General features: G+C 53.1%; 16 protein-coding genes and 1 pseudogene. 5 read left to right on the top strand and 12 right to left on the bottom strand.

Going from position 1 to position 18,820, the window contains the following annotated elements:
• Positions 1–104 precede the first annotated feature (104 nt).
• The 11 genes from ACCW76_RS16655 to ACCW76_RS16605 form a co-directional block, all read right to left on the bottom strand.
• Complete coding sequence (locus ACCW76_RS16655) at positions 105–1,415, bottom strand: ATP-binding protein (protein ID WP_436339289.1); 1,311 nt, start codon at positions 1,413–1,415, stop codon at positions 105–107.
• Positions 1,412–2,152 carry a response regulator gene (locus ACCW76_RS16650; protein ID WP_436339288.1) on the bottom strand — a complete coding sequence of 247 codons (741 nt, stop codon included), beginning with the start codon at positions 2,150–2,152 and terminating at the stop codon, positions 1,412–1,414. Before ACCW76_RS16650 ends, ACCW76_RS16655 begins: the two co-directional genes overlap by 4 nt.
• A gap of 69 nt (positions 2,153–2,221) precedes the next feature.
• A complete protein-coding gene (locus ACCW76_RS16645) occupies positions 2,222–3,217 on the bottom strand; it encodes an alpha/beta fold hydrolase (protein ID WP_436339286.1) in 996 nt (331 codons plus the stop codon).
• Positions 3,218–3,235: 18 nt separating this feature from the next.
• On the bottom strand, positions 3,236–3,682 hold the full coding sequence (locus ACCW76_RS16640) for a DUF6130 family protein (protein ID WP_436339321.1): 447 nt from the start codon (positions 3,680–3,682) through the stop codon (positions 3,236–3,238).
• A 235-nt stretch (positions 3,683–3,917) separates the two neighbouring features.
• On the bottom strand, positions 3,918–4,220 hold the full coding sequence (locus ACCW76_RS16635; RefSeq protein ID WP_436339284.1) for a hypothetical protein: 303 nt from the start codon (positions 4,218–4,220) through the stop codon (positions 3,918–3,920).
• Between the two features lie 112 nt (positions 4,221–4,332).
• Entirely contained in the window at positions 4,333–4,713 is a 381-nt protein-coding gene (locus tag ACCW76_RS16630; RefSeq protein WP_436339282.1) for a DUF4150 domain-containing protein, read from the bottom strand.
• A 13-nt stretch (positions 4,714–4,726) separates the two neighbouring features.
• Positions 4,727–5,332, bottom strand: a complete 606-nt coding sequence (locus ACCW76_RS16625; protein WP_436339281.1) for a DUF3540 domain-containing protein — start codon at positions 5,330–5,332, stop codon at positions 4,727–4,729.
• Positions 5,333–5,372: 40 nt separating this feature from the next.
• Positions 5,373–6,452 carry a pentapeptide repeat-containing protein gene (locus ACCW76_RS16620; RefSeq protein WP_436339280.1) on the bottom strand — a complete coding sequence of 360 codons (1,080 nt, stop codon included), beginning with the start codon at positions 6,450–6,452 and terminating at the stop codon, positions 5,373–5,375.
• On the bottom strand, positions 6,449–8,929 hold the full coding sequence (locus ACCW76_RS16615) for a DUF2169 family type VI secretion system accessory protein (protein ID WP_436339279.1): 2,481 nt from the start codon (positions 8,927–8,929) through the stop codon (positions 6,449–6,451). Before ACCW76_RS16615 ends, ACCW76_RS16620 begins: the two co-directional genes overlap by 4 nt.
• A gap of 8 nt (positions 8,930–8,937) precedes the next feature.
• Positions 8,938–11,187: a type VI secretion system Vgr family protein gene (locus ACCW76_RS16610; RefSeq protein WP_436339278.1), complete on the bottom strand. Its 2,250-nt coding sequence runs from the start codon at positions 11,185–11,187 to the stop codon at positions 8,938–8,940.
• A gap of 545 nt (positions 11,188–11,732) precedes the next feature.
• The gene (locus ACCW76_RS16605) at positions 11,733–13,223 is read right to left on the bottom strand and encodes a PLP-dependent aminotransferase family protein (RefSeq protein WP_436339276.1); all 1,491 of its coding nucleotides are present in this window, start codon (positions 13,221–13,223) and stop codon (positions 11,733–11,735) included.
• Between the two features lie 36 nt (positions 13,224–13,259).
• Between ACCW76_RS16605 and ACCW76_RS16600 the strand changes: the two genes are divergently transcribed.
• From ACCW76_RS16600 to ACCW76_RS16590, 3 genes are all read left to right on the top strand, one after another.
• On the top strand, positions 13,260–14,030 hold the full coding sequence (locus ACCW76_RS16600; RefSeq protein ID WP_436339275.1) for an arylamine N-acetyltransferase family protein: 771 nt from the start codon (positions 13,260–13,262) through the stop codon (positions 14,028–14,030).
• Between the two features lie 91 nt (positions 14,031–14,121).
• The gene (locus ACCW76_RS16595; protein ID WP_045832082.1) at positions 14,122–14,400 is read left to right on the top strand and encodes a type II toxin-antitoxin system RelE/ParE family toxin; all 279 of its coding nucleotides are present in this window, start codon (positions 14,122–14,124) and stop codon (positions 14,398–14,400) included.
• A complete protein-coding gene (locus ACCW76_RS16590) occupies positions 14,400–14,705 on the top strand; it encodes a HigA family addiction module antitoxin (RefSeq protein WP_045832083.1) in 306 nt (101 codons plus the stop codon). The genes ACCW76_RS16595 and ACCW76_RS16590 overlap by 1 nt, the downstream gene beginning before the upstream one ends.
• A 165-nt stretch (positions 14,706–14,870) precedes the next feature.
• On the opposite strand, the pseudogene ACCW76_RS16585 reads toward ACCW76_RS16590, so the two are convergent.
• Positions 14,871–15,986 (bottom strand): annotated as a pseudogene (locus ACCW76_RS16585) (metallophosphoesterase).
• A gap of 257 nt (positions 15,987–16,243) precedes the next feature.
• Here ACCW76_RS16585 and ACCW76_RS16580 point away from each other — a divergent pair.
• Together ACCW76_RS16580 and ACCW76_RS16575 are read left to right on the top strand one after the other, a co-directional pair.
• Complete coding sequence (locus ACCW76_RS16580; protein ID WP_436339274.1) at positions 16,244–17,773, top strand: Fic family protein; 1,530 nt, start codon at positions 16,244–16,246, stop codon at positions 17,771–17,773.
• Between the two features lie 300 nt (positions 17,774–18,073).
• Positions 18,074–18,334, top strand: a complete 261-nt coding sequence (locus tag ACCW76_RS16575) for a hypothetical protein (RefSeq protein ID WP_436339272.1) — start codon at positions 18,074–18,076, stop codon at positions 18,332–18,334.
• The last annotated feature ends 486 nt before the right edge of the window (positions 18,335–18,820 follow it).

Raw genomic sequence — 18,820 nt, 5'->3', positions numbered from 1 at the left:
GCTTGAGCAGTGCGCTCATTTAACCAGGCTGATGTGTTCACGAAGTGTCTGATACCGCCCGTTTTGTCAGTCTGTATGTGTACGGGCGGCGCAGATACAAAAGGCTACAAATCGGTTTGCTGCAGAGTGATGTGCGCGTCGAGCCCGCCTTCCGCCCGATTGGATAAATGCAGCGTGCCAGACATCTGACTCACCAGCTGCGTGGCGATCGCCAAACCCAGCCCGGTGCCGCCGGTGTGACGATTACGCGAACTCTCGACGCGATAGAAGGGTTCCAGCACCGCCTGCAACTCCGCTTCAGGAATACCTAGGCCGTTATCCAGCACGTGAATCTCTACCCGATCCCCTTGCGGCGCGCTCAGCACCATGCCAGCCTCGCTACCAAACTTCAGCGCATTATCAATCAGATTGGTCATGATGCGGCGCAGCGCCTGTGGCCTGACGGCAAAAGTGTCTCTGCCATGACAGGGGCTGAATGTCACGGCTTTGCCGATGTCCTGATAGTCGCAGGCAATACTGTCGAGAAACGCATTCAGACTGACGACCTGCCGCGCCTCCTCCAGCACTTCCGATGAGCGAGCATAGGCAATGCCTTCTCGTACTAAGCGGCTCATATTATCGAGATCGCCCAGTAGCTTATCGCGCAACTCTGGCTGTTCTGACATCTCCACGCGCAGCTTCATGCGGGTAATCGGCGTTTGCAGATCGTGGGAGATCGCCGCCAGAATCTGGGCTCGCTCTTTGAGATGATCCTGGATGCGCGTCTGCATCGCATTGAACGCACGTGCCGCCTGCTGCACTTCATCTGGACCACTTTCTGGCATCAGTTGTGCACTGTTAGAAGCCGGCTTTAAACTCTCGACTGCCTGAGTAAAACGCATAAAGGGCCGCACGACCTGACGCACCGCCAGCCAGGCACAACAGAGCAATAACAGTAGCTGGCCAACCAATACCACCGGTAGCCAGCGCGCAATGGCGGGCATACGCGGCCAGAGATCGAGCGTCAACGGCGCGCCATCGTGTAACGTTAAATGCACCTGAATATGCTCACGCGGGCCTGGAATGGCGTGAATACTCATTTGATAGCGTCCGCCCAGGCTCTCCTGTAATGAACGGACGGCATCCCGCGCACGCCAGCTACTGGGATAAGGGCCAGGTAAACCTTTTGATAATTCGTAGCGATAGTTACCGCGCTCCAGTTTTGCCAGCCAACCGGGGCGTTCTGCTGCGGGTAAACGATCAAGAATGGCGACGCTGGTCGCCACATCATATTCGAGGTTGCCGAGCATCACGGTTTTGGCACTGCTCATGCGCTCGATCATCAAGCTGACTAAGGTGGTGGCATTCGCCAGCAACAAACCACCCAGTACGATAATCAGCAGGCGCGCCAGTAACGATCGCGGCCACAGCTTCATTCATGCGCCTCTTTAATGATCACCGGTGCCGCCAGCACATAACCTTCGCTGCGCACCGTTTTCAGGTAGGCGGGCTCACGCGCATCATCCCGCAGGCGCTGACGTAAGCGGCTGACCAGCAGATCAATGGAGCGCTCGAACAGCTCAGCATCGCGCCCCTGAGTCAGATTCAACAGTTGGTCTCGGTTCAATACCCGCTGTGGGTGATCGAGAAACACGCGCAGCAGGCGGTATTCAGCCCCACTCAAGGCCACGATCACCCCTTCTTGATCGATGAGATGTCGTGCTGAGGTATCTAATTGCCAGTCACCAAAAGCGATAATGCGACCGGCCTCAGTAATTTGCAGATTAGGCGGCAAGGCGCGGGTGCGGCGCAGAATGGCTTTGATGCGCGCCAGCAGTTCGCGGGCGACAAAGGGTTTGATCAGATAATCATCCGCGCCCATCTCCAGGCCGAGAATGCGGTCAGTATCCTCGCTGCGGGCGGTGAGCATCAGAATCGGCAGGTTTCGCTGGGTATCACTGCGTAGCTGGCGGCACAGCGTCAGGCCATCATCGCCTGGCATCATGATATCGAGGATCACCAGGTCGATAGCATTCGCCGATAACATGGCGCGCATTTCACGGCCATTGGCGGCGCCCGTGGCGCGATAGCCTGATTTGATCAGGTAATCGGTAATCAGTTCACGGATATCCCGGTCATCATCGACGACCAGAATGTGATCAATGTGCTCCAAAACAACCTCCTGTTTTCAACCTACGCAAAAAAGACCGGCATCATTGAGCCGGTCCTTAAAAAATCGTTCTTACAGCGCAGCGGCATCGACCACTGCTTTAACAAATTCCTGCGGATCTTCCGCTGGCGGGTTATGTCCAATATTGCCGGTAAAAGTACGATGCTCATATTTGCCGCTGAATTTGGCGCGATACGCTTGCGGTGCCGGATGTGGCGCACCGTTGTTATCTCCTTCAATGGTAATCGTTGGGACGCTAATCACCGGCAGTGTGGCTAACTTTTTCTCATAAGCATCATACTTTTGCTCGCCTTTTTCCAGGCCAAGACGCCAGCGATAGTTGCTGATGGTCACTGCCACCTGATCCGGATTATCCAGTGCTTTAGCGCTCACGTTGAACGTGGCATCACTAAATTTCCAGCCCGGCGAGGCTTGCTGCCAAATCAGTTTGGCAAAATCATGGGTGTTTTTCGCATAGCCCTGCTCGCCACGCGCTGTGGCAAAGTAGAATTGATACCACCATTGCAGCTCAGCCTGCGGCGGTAAGGCTTTTTTACCCACATCCTGACTGCTGATCAGATAGCCACTCACCGACACCAGCGATTTGACGCGCTCCGGCCACAACGCGGCGACAATATCCGCCGTGCGCGCACCCCAGTCAAAGCCACCGAAGACCGCCTGTTTGATGCCCAGCGCATCCATCAGCGCCACGGTATCGGCGGCCAATGCGGAAGGCTGGCCGTTACGCGGGGTTTTATCGGAGAGGAAACGCGTACTGCCATATCCGCGCAGATAAGGCACGATGACACGATAGCCCTTAGCCGCCAACTGCGGTGCGACCTTGGCATAGCTTTGGATGTCATACGGCCAGCCATGCAGCAGAATAATGGCCTGCCCATCGCGCGGGCCGATATCGACGTAACCGACATTCAGCACGCCCGCTTTCACTTGATGAATGGTGTTAAAGGCGGCAGCGTAATCCGCTTCGGTTGAAGTAGCGGCAAAAGCAGTGGTTGTGGCGGTTAACACCAGCGCAGCCAGCAGAGATTGACGGAAGATGTTTTTCATGATGTTTTCCTCAAATAATCAATGATGTGCAGCTTGCGCAGGCACGATGAAGTTAATGATTTTGCTATCGATAGGCTTATGCGTTGGATCGGCGAGGATAATCGTCACCTTGTGCGGCCCTGCGGGCAGTCCAACCAAAATAATCGGTTCACCGCTGGTATCCGCCCAATGCCACGGGTTGTTATCAACGATCACGTGGATATGGCCGATGCGAGGTGTCACCTTCAGCGCCTCGGGGCCGAAAACTGGCTCAATGCGCAGGTTTTCAGCGCGATATTGAATGAACACCGCACCCTTGCGCAGCGGACCCGCTAACGGCGCGTCAACAATCAATTTTGCCGGTGGTTGAGGATTATCGAGTGGGGCAACGGCGGCAGCGCCCAGTACCTCTCCGGCGCTCAGACCGTTGAGCCTGTCGGCCCAGGCACAGGTCGCTGAAGCGCCCGCCTGTCGGCCCAGGCACAGGTCGCTGAAGCGCCCATCAGGAAAGATGAAATCAGTAGTCGGGTTAACATTGGGTTATCTCCACGCAGCGGTTGAATGCGTACAGAAGAACACGGCAATGTATGTGGGAAATGTTCAGAATGGTGGGTTGTGCAACGGGGTGTATGCGTTCAGCAGACAGATACACTGCGATACAAAATGACTAAAAAATCTCGTTATCAGAGAGGGAAAATCAGCGCAGGTGAGTAAGGTCACCTCATCTAAAACCTTCGGAGATATCCATTAACCACACGCCAAAACGTTTTAACTTGTCGATCGTCTTCTCGAGAACAACAGCATAGCGTGGGCGCGCAACCGGTTCGGTGCACTGAACACCTCTCTCATTCAACGCCCGCCAGGCTGCCAGCCTCACTTTATAAACCACATCATGATTCAACAGATATTGCAGCGCCTCGAGGCTGTGATCGCTTTTCTGCTCTTTCAAGACTGCGATTAACTTCAGTCGCTTATTAAAATCTGTTTTATCCTTCATGAGGATGTCGATTTCTTCTGGCTGCACGCTATCCCCTGGATTAAATAAAAAAGCGGCATCAAATACCCATTGAGTGTACGTTTATGCAGATTCTTTGCAGGGTGCAAACCGAGCTGAGCCCAACGTTTACCGGCCAGCGCTAGCGGGCCAGCAGCGAAACAATGGTCTGACTGGGTACAATACGCACGCCTGGCGCGTTATTCAGGTTTTGCATGGTCGTACTGGTCATCCGTGTGGCGGGTGCGCCTTGCAGTAGCACGGTGGTGCAGCCGGTGAGATGGCGCGATGGTCCCATAATCACGTTGGATATTACGCCACCTAACACGCCCGCTTCATCACCCTGCGTTTTCGGCGTTATGGTGGTTAAGTTGTGGGCTGGCATTCCTGCAAACAATACGGTGGGTGCTGTCGGGACCGACATCGCGCCGCTGCCAATATTGACAAACGTAACCGGAGGCGGCGTTTTACACACATCACCGACCGCCTGGTCGATGCCGCCACGCTGGCAATTAGCAAACATAACGACTCCTCAGTCAGCCCATATGAATTTGTTTGGCGTCCATTCGGGTCAGCGTTTTGCTGCTGATGAACGTGTTTTTGGCATGCAAACGGGTGAAGTCGTCCGTTTTTACGTCCAGCTGGCCGGCGCGCACCTGTTCGCACTGAGCGGTTTTGCGCAGCAGGCGCTGGCTGAACTGGCTGACGCTTTCCCAGATGCTTTCACACTGTTTGCCAAAGATGCGCCCGATGTTGACCCATGCAGAAACGGACTTGCCATGGTATTTAAGCTCGTCGATTTCGCAGGTACCTTGCCCGGCGTTAAGTCTGAATTGTGCGCTTTTAAGTTGTAGCGTGCCGGCGGAAGACAGATGCAAATCACTGTCGCAATGGAGGTGTGCCGCTTGTGTCGGACGGGCGCGCGTGAGCACGGCAAGCATCCATAGCTGTTGTTCTACCGTAAACAGCAGTACGACATCGCCGACTTCGGGTGACAGTAAACAGCTGGCTGCACGTTGCGTCAGCCAACGTCGACCGGCGATCGCCACCCAAAATGTCCCCTCAGGTTGGATCGCCACAATCTCACCCTGAGCTTGCGCTGGTGGATGTAACGGCAGAGAAAAAGGTTTGGCTTCATTCATTGTAAAATCTCTCAGTTATCGACGTGCTGGTTTGATCTGGCTATTGATTGCGCGCCTGTGTTGGTGGTGCGCGTTTGGCACTCCACTCTTCAACCTCAAATAAAGCCTCATCTTTTTCGATAATGCCGTGTCGTGAAGTGAAGTGGCTCCGTTCAAGACTGGCACGATGCAGCAGCGTGTGGTTAAACGCACTATCACTGAATTGCGCCTCATCCAGTTGCGCGTAAGAACAATCGGCGTACTCAAGGGCGCACTCTGTAAATTGCGCCTGAACGGCATTCGCACGTTGCAAAATGGCATACCGCAAATTGCTGTGGCTGAAATCGCAGCCGGTCAGGGTCGCGGCCGTAAAATTGGCGTGGGATAAGTTACTGTAGCGACAATCACTGCCGGTCAGCATTGCTGCGTTGAACAATGACTGGCTGGCGTTGCAGTGTGTGAACGTGGCCTGATGAAGATCAGCATTGATGAAATTGCATTGTGTCAGCGTTGCCCGATCGAAGTTCACGCCAGCGAGCTGGCTGTCGGTAAACTGGCACTGATGGAAAGCGAGTTCGGCGAAATTTTGCAGATGCAAATTACAGGTGTAAAAGGTACTCAACGTCATTTTCGCCTGCGTGAACTGCGTACTGCGCAGATCGCTGTTCATAAAGGTGATTTGCTCGCACAGCGTTGCGCTGAACTGTGCGTTGCGCAGTGTGACGTCTGTGAAGGCGCATTGCTCCATGCCTGCCTGGTGGAAATTGCTGTCATTAAGCGATCCGCTGATAAATTGCGTCTGCACCTGCACGCTAGCAATGAACTGGCTCTCATCCAGTTGGCAATCATTGAACAGGCATTCGGCCAGTTCACACTGGTTAAACAGCGCGCCGGTCATGGTGCATTGATTAAAGAATGTCTGCTGCATCGCCAGCCCGCTGAAATCGCAGCCGCGTAAATCGCACTCACTGAATTGCGTTTCATGCAAATTGCAATCAATGAAGCGCGCGCCGATCAGATTCACACCGACAAAGCAGCCCCCAGACAGATCCCGGCCACTGAAATCATGTTGTTCCAACGTCAGCCCTTCAATAATCTCACCGCGTTTGATGGCGCGTTGCACCTCGTCTGGCGTCTTCATAACGGATGCTCCTGTACGCGCTGCGGCACAGTTTTCATTTCATTGGTCCAGGCATCATCAAAGCGGGTTTCACCATCCAGCAGGGTCAGGGAAAGGTCTGCACGGAACAGATTGCAACCGCGCAAATCACATCCCAGCAATTGCGCTTTGGCGAGAAACGCCCCGCTGAAATTGCTGTCTTTAAGCTGCGCCTGATTAAAGCAGGTGCGCACAAACTGACATTCGCTGGCCTGCATTTGACGCATATCCGCCAGGGTGCAATCTGCTTCACTGAGGTCGCTGGTCACGAGTGTTGCCTGAATAAACTGCGCATGCGGCAGGGCTGTCTCACGCAAATTGCACTGTGTCAGCGTGGCGCAACGGAAGTCCGCGCGTGGCAGCGAGGTGCCAGAGACAAACAAACAGGTCTGTAGCGAAGCGCTGTGGAAGTCGATCTCAGGTGCCTGGCATTCCACCCAGCCAACGGCCGTCAACGTGGCTTCGCGGAAGCAGATTGCGAACAGGTCGCTTTCAACAAAGTAGAGCTGGTTTAGCGTCGCCGCGGTGAAGTCCAGTGCCTGTAAGGCCAGCCCCGTGAACTGGCAGGATTCGAGCGTCGCGTGTTGAAAGCGGCAGTGCGCGAGAGTGACATGGTTAAACATCACATCGCTAATCCGCGTGTGATACATGATGCAGTGTTCCAGCACCCACTCGCTGCATTCAATTTGTGTGAAGACCGATCCGGTGAAATCGCATTGATAACAGTGCGCCAGCGCCAGAGCAGTATTGTCAAATGCGCATTCGGTGGCTGAGCAGGCGTAGAGTTGTGCACGCGTCAGGATCGCGTCACTGAAAATGCAGCCATCGAGTTGGCAATGTGAAAAGTTGACGTTTTCCAGCAGCGCGCCAGTGAAATCCGTGCCGCGCAAATCGAGATGCGAAAGGTCCGTGCCGGTCAAATCCATGTTGCGGCAATCCCCCTGGCGAGCCTGCACCCTCTGGCGTGCCGGGGTGGATTGTGCCTGCGTCATACGCTGCGGTGGCGTCAAATGGTGTGCGGTAAAGCGGTAGCTGTCAAACATCGCCTGCTGGTTAAACGCGCGCTGTTTGTCGCTGGCGTGCAGAGCGTCAGCATCCTGCGCATAGTTGGCTCGCTGGGTGCGGTAATGCTCAATAGCAGGGGGCGATGGCGCGAAAGCCGCATCGGTATCCTGCTGCTGCTGTGCATCGGCATATTGATTGATCACCTGCTGTGCCTTGCTCTCCTGCATGGCCAGATAAGCATGGAGATCTTCCATGGGCACCGGTGCAGGACGTTGCTGTTCCGGCACCATGTCGTCAATATCGATTCCGCTGGCAGCAAATTCCTCGCGTTGTTGCGCTCGCTGGATGCGTTGCCAGCGATTCAGATTCTCTTCCATGGGACTCAGCGGCTGCGCGTTCTGGTCATCTTCCATCACGCTGCCGGCAGGCAAGAGTTCGCTGTCGCGCAGGGCGAGTAATACCGACCGCTCAGGGTCGTTACGCTGCTGCACTAATTGCTGATAATAGGCCAGGCTACGTGGCTGAGTGCAGTGTTCCAGCGCCGCCAGCAAGGTATCGACGTCGGCCGCATCGTCCTCCTGAATCCGGGCGCTCCCTTGCCACATCATCATGATACGTTCACAGTGCGGGAAGAAATGCAGCGTGGTTGCCCGCAAAGCGATCTCCTCGAAAATTTCCTCGTTAGCGGTCAGGCGAGTGATAAAACAACGACCTTGCCAAAGCGGCAACACACCCCGTAGCAGCGGTTGCTGCGGATGCATGTTTTCGATTTGCCAGGCGGCGCCGGGCGGTAAAGCCTCTCGGTCCGGCCACCATTGATCCGCTTCCGCTTGATTGAAGACGCGCCAGTCGGTGTCACGGGCAAACCCGGGATACTCCCCTTTCATCCAGCGTTCATCAAATTCCTTGCCCAGCCGTGCGAAGCGTCGAGGCGCGGTAAACGGCACCGCGTTGAAACTGGCGGGATGCGGATGTTGGCTGCGGTGTGTGATGAGGTGCTCGCGGGTTTCCACCTGCGGCAGCGGCATACCGAAGGGATTCTCCGTCTCACCGGCACCGCCAAAAGCGTGCTGCCAGTTGAGCGGGATGCGCTGAAACGGTTGCGGCTGGCTCGGCACATCGTCCTGCCAGTCGCGAGCACCGGAAACCCGCAGCGTTTTGGCGATGTCACCAACCTGAATGCGCACCTGGCATTGCGCAGGCGAACTGGCGGGTGCAAACGCATAACCACTCGCGAGAAACTCAGGATGCTGCTTGGGCAACCCGAGATCCAATATGCCATCGGGTGCTTGTAACTCGGCTGCTGCCAGCTCCCACAGGGCTTGCTCGGTCAGCAGACGCGGCAGCGATCCCATATCGATCATTGTCATCAGCGTGACGCCCAGGTGATGCTGTTGCTGCCAGCGATAGGGGCGCGTAATCAGGCTGATGCGTTGTGGTTTGATGATTTTCATAATCAGGCTCAGGCCGCTCCGCCGGAACTGCCTGAGCCTGAACTTGATGTGCTGGCGACCGATTCACGCGCGGTGGAAAAACTGTCGGTTGATGAACGGGCTGAAGCCGTGCTGGGCGGTGCAGGAGCCGGGCGTGTTGGCATGGGTGGTATCTCTTCCAGTGGTGTGCCTTCCTCACGCGCGGGTGTTCTGCTCTTTTTACCCAGCGACATTTTATCTTTTAGCTTCTGCAATTGGTTTTGCAGCGCGCCGTCTGCCTGGCCGCCCACGCCACCCCCGCCACCGTTCAGGATCGAAATCAGCGACGCGAAAATGAGCTGGTAGTTGACGCTCTTAATTTCAGTGTTGTTCTTCTTGAACTCAGAATGGTTGCGCGTGTGTTTTATCTGGCCGTATTCCATCACGAAGCCTTTAGCACTGAACTCCGTGGCGGTGATCGCGCCATTGACGCCATTAATGGTCAACACGATGCCGTTGGTGGTGAAGTTCGCCCCCGTGACCGTGTAAAACGTCCCTCTGACGGCCTGCTTTTGCGTGGGGGCTGAGGTACTCAGGGTGTCCGCGCTCTGAATGTAGACCTGACCAGGCGACCAGACCTTGATGGCATCCTCACCGGTTTGCTCTGAGAAGATTTTCACGGCACCTTTGGCCGAAATGTTCATTTTTTTGGCGGAATGCAGATCAACGGATTGTTCGCCTTCGGTGTCGTCAAACGACAGGAAATTCCCATCATTAACGTCCTGGCTGCCGATGGTGCGGGTCCAGAAGCCGCTTTTGGCGTAACTCCATTCACTGGCGCTCTCAGCAACCACTTGATCGCCATCGGAGATTTCACTGGTGCTGCTTTCAGTGATACTGCTTTCGGATACCGGTTGAGTTTGCAAATCGTTATAGACGCGTCCAACAATCACCGGCGTGTGCGGGTCGCCATTGATGAAGTCCACGACAACCTCTTCACCCACGCGCGGAATTTGATAGGCCCCGTACTGACTTCCCGCCCATGCGCTGGAAACGCGCAGCCAGCAGGAGTGGAGCTGGGTTTCATCCACAGCTTTGAACCACAAAAATTTCACCCGCACACGACCGTAAGTGTCGGTGGAGATATGCTCCCCGTCGCCCTTAGTGGCGTCGTCGGCTTTGATCACCATCGCGGTTTGCGGGCCAGAGGTGCGCGGCCAGGGTGTAACGCGCGCGGGTCGCCATGTCACGGTTGCCTGCACGACGCTGAAACTAAAACGGTGGATCGTGTGGTCCTGATCGTTACTGGCATAACTATTTTCTTCCAGGTGATAGTCAACAGCGGTGATCAGGAACGACTGGCCTTCATCTTCCGCACGCGGCGCCATGCAGAGTGTGAACGTGTAACCCGGTGCCAGACCAAAAGCATCGCCGACGCCGGTAATCTGTTTTTGCCCTGCGCTGTGTTCCTGTTGGCGGATCTGCGCGTAGTGGCTGCCATCGCCCTGAATCGGATAACGGCCTGGCCATTCGATGAATTTATTAGTGTCAGGTGCGCCGGAATGGCTGACCTGTTTAGTGGCTGATAAGTCTGCATTGGATTGCAAATAGTTATAATCATCATGACTGTGCAGACTGGCGGATACCGATGCGGAGGCTTGCCAGCTATTAATCGCTTCGGTATTAACGTAGCCGCCGGCACCGGTTTGATGGAATTCAATGGTGTCATAATTATCAAAGGGCTTATGCGATTTCGGATTATTACACAGCACCAGCGTTTCTTGCCCCATCGCATGACTGAAATAGAAGTAAATTCCTTCGTGTTCCATTAATCTTTTTATGAAGTCATACATGCTTTCTTGATATTGAACGCAATATTCCCACGAGCGAAATTCGCCTTCTAATTGATTATCAATAACGACGTTATAATCCTGAAAAACTTCAACTAAGATTTCTTCTGCGGTTTTATTTTGCCAAATGCGAAAGCCGCGCGTTTGCGTCAAGTTCCACAGGTGCGGGCGCACGGTGGCGCGGTATAGATAATAATCTTCCCGATGCACTTCATGGCCGACAAATTCCATGCGCGTAATAATCCCGCTAAGAAATCGTTGCGTGAAGGGATTAGGCCGTAATTCCAGGGTTAACTGTTGTCCCAGCAAATCCTGCAAACTGATGGCGTTACTGGTGCTAAGCATATCGACATTGAGCTGATAACAGTCAGATAACTGTTCATTTCCGAGGAGTTTTTTAAACAGCAACTCACTTCCTAATGGCGTGTGGGCAATGACAACACGATCCATACTATTCCTTTATTGCTCAGTAGCATCAATGCGAAACAGGGATGAAATTCAGCGCGTTAAACGACAATGTCTCTCTGAAAAGCATTTATATATTGGATGGGGGAATAGTAAGTGCGCATTATGAAACTTTTAATGCAGGGAAGTGGAGCGAGCAATGATTAAGATAATTCTGAGGTGTTGGGTGGTACTGAACAGGCCAAAGTCGTATTTGATTTACTCACCACGGATCAATGCCAGGATTAACCCCTATTACTTCGAGCATATCGCCAGGATTTATATGACAATAAGGGGGATTGTACAAAAGTGGCTACTGTTATCCCGCATAACAACGCTATTCCTCCAGAAAATACAGTTTCACTGGACGAAAAAAAGAGCAGAAAGAGGAATGTCGTCGTACAGCCGATAACCACGCTCAATGCGATAACAAACCGTATTGATAGATCCTGAATGGCATTACCTAAACTGCCGCCATCGCTTTCAATATTGTTCTTTAACTTGCGAATGTCAGATTAACTGAAACCTCAACGTCATATCGTGGTGAATAGTTAAACACAACACAGCTCGTGACAAATCACACCGATCTGGTCCACGGCATTGAGCAGCAGTGCCGTTGGTTGGTTCGCACAGTTTAATCGCAGGAAGTTCTGTAGCGCCGCTCCAGGTGAAAATAATGGTCCAGGGCTCACCCCGATGCCCAGCGCCAGCGCGCGACGATGCACTTCCAGCGCATCAACCGCAGGTGGGAGTTCAACCCACAGTAAAAAGCCCGCTTCTGGCGCAGTGACGCGCGTACCCTTCGGGAAGCTCGCTTGAACTTGTGCGATGACGGTGCGCACGCCATCCGCAATCCGGACTTTCAAGCGCCGCAGATGCCGATCGTAGTCCCCGCTGGCCAGGACGTCGCTGGTGGCGGCTTCGAGTAATGGCGCGCCCGCCCAGTCGCCTGCCATGCGCGCCTGTAATACCTGGGTGTGGTAGCGCCCGGCGGCTATCCAGCCGATTCGCCAGCCGGGCGCGAGGGTTTTGGACAATGAACTGCAATAAATCACATTGCCGCTCTGATCAAAGGCCTTGCAGGCAGGTGGACGCTGTCCCTCACCGGCCAGATCGCCATACACATCATCCTCAATTAACGGGATGCCCGCCTGCTCAAGCAATGCGACCAGTTCCTGCTTGCGCGCGACTGACATACTGGCGCCAAGCGGGTTTTGCACGGTAGGAGAAGCCAGCACGGCAGCGGGCCGATGCTGCTTAATGGCGTCAGCGAGCGGTGCCAGCAACAAGCCTTCTTTCGGATCGGTAGGGATTTGCAATGCCTTCAAGCCCAAATCCTCCAGCAGCAGGAGCGTGCCGAAGTAGGCTGGCTGCTCAATGGCAACGGCATCGCCAGGCTGGCACACGGCACGCAGTGCCAGACGAAGTGCCTGGGTCGCGCCAGCGGTGATCACCAGGTCATCGGCGCCAAAGCATGCTCCCCACTGTGCCGCGCGTGCGGCGATCTTATTGCGCAGATCGGCCCTGCCCGGTGGCAGGCTGTAACTTTGGCCATGGGCATCCAGACGACGGCTTGCCGATTGCAGCGCTCGCTGCAGTGTATCCGTCGGCAGCCAGTGGGGATCGGGCAGCGCTGCGCCGAGCGGTATCAAACGGGTTTCCGCACTGCTGAACAATGAACGCGCGACAGCTGCTAAGGTCACGGGCACGGGCCCCGACAGTGCACGCGCAGGCAGCATCTCCTGTGAGATGTCTCTCTGGCGGACGAAGTAACCCGAGCGTGGACGCGCAACAATCAAGCCTTCTGCTTCCAGACAACGCAGCGCTTCCAGCGCCGTTGGCAGGCTAACCTGCTCACGATCAGCCAGTCTGCGTGCGGAGATCATGCGATCGCCGGGTCGCAGCGCACCGGAGGCAAGGGTGTGTCGCAGACTTTCAGCAATGCGGCGGTAATGCGGGGACGATAATCGCAGGACGGACATGTCGATCTGTACAGTCTGATTTTTGATGAATCTGACTATACAGACGATGTCGGGTGCCATCTATAGTGTCGAACATGAACCAGACAAGGAGGCACTATGCATTGCGATAACTTCGATCTTTCCCGCTATTTCCGCCGTATCAATTACAACGGCCCTGCGACCGCTCATTCCGACACGCTGCATGCCATCATGCGTCATCAACTGTTCTCTGTGCCTTTTGAGAATCTCGATGTGCAGGCAGGGAAAATCGTCTCGCTGGTGCCCGAAGACATTTGCGAAAAAATTCTGTACCAGGGGCGAGGCGGCTACTGTTATGAAGTCAACGGGCTGTTCGCCATGGCGCTGGAAGCGTTGGGCATCGGTTATCGTTTTGTGGCAGCAAGACCGATGTTCTATCCGGTACGCCGTCCGAAAACCCATATGGCGCTGGTGGCTGAAGTTGATGGACGTGAGTGGTTGTGCGATCTCGGCTTTGGCAGCTACGGCATTCGTGCACCGATTGCGTTAGATGAGCTTGATAGCGACATTAAGCAGGATTTTGACACCTTCAAACTCACTCGTGATGCGCATGGCGAGTATCTGTTGCAGGCGAAGGTGGAGGGGGAGTGGTGCAATCAATACGGCTTTGATTTGTCACCTCAGGAGTGGATCGATTTTGCCCCGGCGAATTACCTCAATTCTACGCATCCTGATGCGATCTTTGTGCAGAAACTGCTTATCGTGCAGCATCGCCCTGAGGGACGGCTGATCCTGCTGGGCGATATGTTGAAAACGGTCACAGCGCATGGCGTTGAAAAACAGCAGTTAGCGGAAGGGGAAATTGATGCCGTGCTGCAAAGCCGCTTTGGGTTGGCCAGCCGCGTATAGGCAAGTAGAAGCGACAACCTTTATGCGGGGTGTTGCATGCTGTGGAACATGTGCTATGATGTTCCACATCAAGCAACAGTGAGATACAAGGATGATTAAAACCTGGCTACATAAGGGGCTTGAAGAGTTTTTCACTACCGGCTCGACACGAAAAATCAACGCTGCTCATGAGAAACGTTTACGTACACGACTTCGAGTGATTGATCTGGCGGAGAACATTGAGGATATGAACCTCAGCGGTTACAGGTTGCATCCTCTCAAAGGTGACAGACAAGGTATCTGGTCAATCACGGTGACGGGGAATTGGCGTATTACTTTTGAATTTAAAGATGGTGACGCTTACATTCTTAATTATGAGGATTATCACTGATGACTATGCATAATCCCCCCCACGCGGGTGAAATCATTTCCGATATCATGGAAGACCTCGATATTGGAGTGCGTGAGCTGGCACGTGCTTTGGCGATTGCCCCTTCTACAGCATCACGAATGGTTTCTGGAGTGACAGCAATTACACCTGAGATGGCCATTAAATTGTCGGCGGTCATTGGTAGTACACCAGCAATGTGGCTTCGCATTCAGGCGGCATATGACCTGGATAGAGCAGCAAGAACGGTTGATGTTTCGGTACTGAATACCCGCTATAAGCCTACCCCCCTCTGCGGCACCAAATAAGCATTTTGAAAATGCTTGTGGTGACAGCGCAGAGTATTGGCCATATCGATAACATGACTCGTCCAGTAGAGCCATAAGTCCTGTACATCAGACTTATGGCGCTTCATGTTCTTCATGATGCTGGCTATTCGTTCTGTATCGAACAGCCCGCTCATCCCTTCTCCATTACTCTTTTCGCTGCAGCGTCATTCGCGTGAGTTCTGAAGGTCGTCCCAATCGTATCGCCATTCCCGGCCAGAGCGCGGTGCCGTTATTGACATAGAGTTGCATGCCATCCACATCATAAAGCCCTTAAACAAAGCCCGCGTTGGGTTTCACAAACAACCGATCAAATCCGACGATCAGTCCGCCGTGCGTATGACCGGAGAGCTGCAAATCGACTTTATGCGTGGCGTTCTGACGCGCATTACGCGGTTGATGATCCATCAATATCACCGGGGCATTAGCGGGAACACCTGCCAGCGCCTGCTCGAGATCGGGGCCAGTAGCCTCTCTGCGGGAAGCTGAGACATCGGGCAGACCGGCAATCACTAGCTCTGCGTCTCCGCGCTTAATGATCGTGTGGCTATTGAGCAAAGGTTGTAGCCCCAACGTCGCGAGGTGTTCGGTCCAGCGCTGCTGCTCAAAGAAATATTCATGATTACCGGTGATGGCATAAACACCGTCTGGCGCATGCAAACCCCTCAGTGGCGCTACGTCATTTCTGCGATTTTCCAGGGTGCCATCAATGACATCGCCCGTCACCAGAATCAGGTCAGCATCCAGCGTCATCGCCTTTTTCACCATGGCGGTGGTCCATGCGGCGTTGAAGAGTTTGGTGATGTGCAAATCAGTGAGCTGAAGCAATTGATATCCTTCAAACTCCTTAGGCAGGTTGTCGATGTAAATCGTCACCTCTTTCACCGGCGGTACACGAATGGCCAGGTGCACGCCCACGGTGGACAACACCATGGCAAAAAGCGCAGCCAGATAGCGCACGCCGGGCGTAATCACCAGCGGGTGTCGGATCAACAGTGAAATCACTGTCACAACGTCAATCAGGAACTGGGTAAAGGCGAGGAGCAAAACCGTTCCGAATGCCCAGTTAAACAGGATAATCACCGCGCGTGGCATTTCAGGGGAAAAGATGCCACCCGGCGTAAATCGGCTGATCAACAAGTATTGTGAAGCCAGTAACACCACCAGAGATAAGATGATCTTTAACACTAATGGCATGGCTAATGGAAAAACGAAACGTGCGATCACATACCAACTCGGTATGCTGAAAATCAGATGAAACATCACTCTCTTCCCTGGTTTTTAAGCGCTGAGTGTGCGCGAAAATCAAACTTATCATTGGAAGTGATGACTATAGCAAAAGTTTATTTAGAGCCAGCCCTGCTATTCTTCCTGACCGAGGATTATCGTTTTCATCGGAAATTGAGGTTTTATTAGCATTTTTAGTCAGGCGTTATCGAGGTTGCATCGCGAAATTATTATTTTCGCGCTATAGTGCGTGTAAATTATCGTTTTCACTTAGAAATTAAAGGATTCAGCTGATGCTGGTGGGATTTAAGGCGCTCTGTAAGCGCTATCACATTGAACTGGTTCAGCCACTGCGGGTGGAATCATCTATTAGCACGGTTCGCGCCACGCATGAGAACCAGGGACGCATCGAGAAGCGCTATCCTACCAGCTATCAGCCTGATGATAGCTTCTCAGGCCATTTTGCTTTCGGCCTCAAATATGAAGAGATCCATCTGGAGTTTTTTGCCCGCCTCTTCGCTGCCATCGGCCCTGAACCGATTGAAAGCTGGTGCCTGCGAGAACCCTTTGGCCAGTACGCACGTCGCACCGGCTTTCTCTATGAGTGGCTGACGGGTAATAGGCTCACCAACGTGCCTGATGTGGCCAACGGCGGCTATGCTGCGGCGATCTCCGCGAAGGACTATCTGACGCGAACTGCAGCAATCAAGAATAAACGCTGGCGTATCAACGATAACTTACCCGGCTCACCTGACTTTTGTCCTGTGATTCGCCGCACGTCTGAGGTTGAGCATGCCATTGCCTTTGATGTCACGGCAGCACTGCATGAACTGGATGATACCTTTGGTGCAGATGTTCTGCTGCGAACCGCCAGTTGGCTGACCTTCAAGGAATCTCGGGCCAGCTTTTTGATTGAGAAAGAGGCAGAACAGGCCGATCGTATTCAGCGTTTCGCGCATGTGATCGCGCAATATTGCGGCCAAATCGACGATCCACTCAGTGACGAAAGCCTGCATATTCTGCAAAAAGGGATTCTCGGCCATGATGCCCTCGGTTTAGGGCTGCGTCGCTCGCCGGTGTTTGTCGGACAGGCCACGATGCGCGAGGACATCGTGCATTACGTGGCGCCACAATTTGAAGACCTGCCGCAGTTTATGCGTGGATTACAAGAATTTGAGCTCGCCACGCGTGGCGCCGAGCCCCTGGCAAGAGCGGGCGTGATTGCTTTCGGCTTTGTCTATATTCATCCGATGCGCGACGGGAATGGTCGTATTCATCGCTTCCTGATTAATGACGTATTGATACGCGACGGCGCCATCCCTGAGGGCGTTATTCTGCCGGTCTCGGCCAGTATCACCAGCTCACTGGATTTCCGCGTGGGCTATGACCGCACGCTTGAAGTGTTTTCAAAACGCCTGATGCGCCGCTACGCGACCTCCTGCCATTTCGGTGAGATCGTGATGTATGACGATGGTACACCGAGCAACTTCTCTTTCTCTGATTATGATGATGCCCGTTTCGCCTGGCGCTATCCGGATTTAACCTCGCACGTGCTGTACACCGCTAAAGTGATTGAGCACACCGTGCGCGTGGAAATGGCCGATGAAGCCAGAGTGTTGACGATTTTCCAGCAGGCGCAGGAGAGACTGAAAGAAGTGCTGGAGATGCCGGATCAGGATGCAAATCGCATTATTCGGTCATTGAAGGAAAATGGATGGCAGGTGTCGGGGAAGCTGAGGAAGGAGTATCCACAGTTGGAAGATGCTGCAAGGGCGGAAAAGATTGTGGTGGCGGTTAAATCGGCGTTTGAGGAGGGGAGTTAAGGGATACCTTCTGTGAGGTGTGATAGGGAGAATTAGCTGTTGGGGAGAGATATTTATATTGAGGTCAATGCCGATAGTTAATTTTTGTGAGTAAATAACATTTCACAAAGTGTTACGAAAGGCATTAATAAATGACTTTTCCATGAACGTTAATTATAAATTCGAGGCGGTGATGCGAAGGTGCATGTGGCTCAATAATGTCCATTGTATACATTATGACAGTGAAATTATAGGATGATTCCCTATCGCCATTAATTAAACAGAGATTAAACTTAATAAGGGTAATCAACGGGAGGATATATGGACGATTGCATCATTTTTAGCGAGGGCCAGCAACCCTTTATTAAAAAAGTATCCCGCAGCAGCACTCATATTGAAATTTATAATCCTGTGACAGGAAGTTTCGATAAGTTCAGGTTTCATGCTGTTTTAAAGGGAAGAATGACACGTAATCCCCAGCGATTTCTCTATGCAGGGAAAGAGAAAACAGACCCCTATGAAGAGTGGGATGTCTGGCAGCATATCCATCATTTAAATCCATCGCCTGTATCCATTTCATGAAGTGGGTGTTGTTTATTAGGGGTGTTTGGTTGACTTTAAAGGATGTTGTCAGTATTTACGACTAAATCTCTCCATGAAGTTCAGTGTTATTCTGGATTAAACAGCTCAATGCCGGTGTTAACCGAGTTTAAATTTACGTTAATCGCTAACCCACTTTGGAAAGGAAGAGCTGATTTAACATCCCGCCCCTGACAACTCACCTCATAAACACCATTGACCTCAGCCAAAACGGACGCAATCCGGTGTTTTTAAGTCGACTGATTCCTGTCGATAATCCAGGGGCGGGTCTGGTCAGTAATAAGTTATACCGGGAATTTATGCCTGATATACGATTATTAGCGACAGAGTCGAGCTTAAGTCAAACATGATCCCTTTTTTCAATTCGCAATCAAAGTCTTCGGTTATGCGACCAGGCTGGCGACTATTATGTTCTTAAGGCCGTAACTGACTGTTTAGTATTCGATCTTATATTATTCAAGGGTGTTG

This window comes from Pantoea sp. C8B4 (genome assembly GCF_051336905.1).
GTDB lineage: Bacteria > Pseudomonadota > Gammaproteobacteria > Enterobacterales > Enterobacteriaceae > Pantoea > Pantoea rwandensis_B.
Note: the sequence above shows the minus strand (reverse complement) of the source record. Positions and strands in the feature narration are given on the sequence as shown.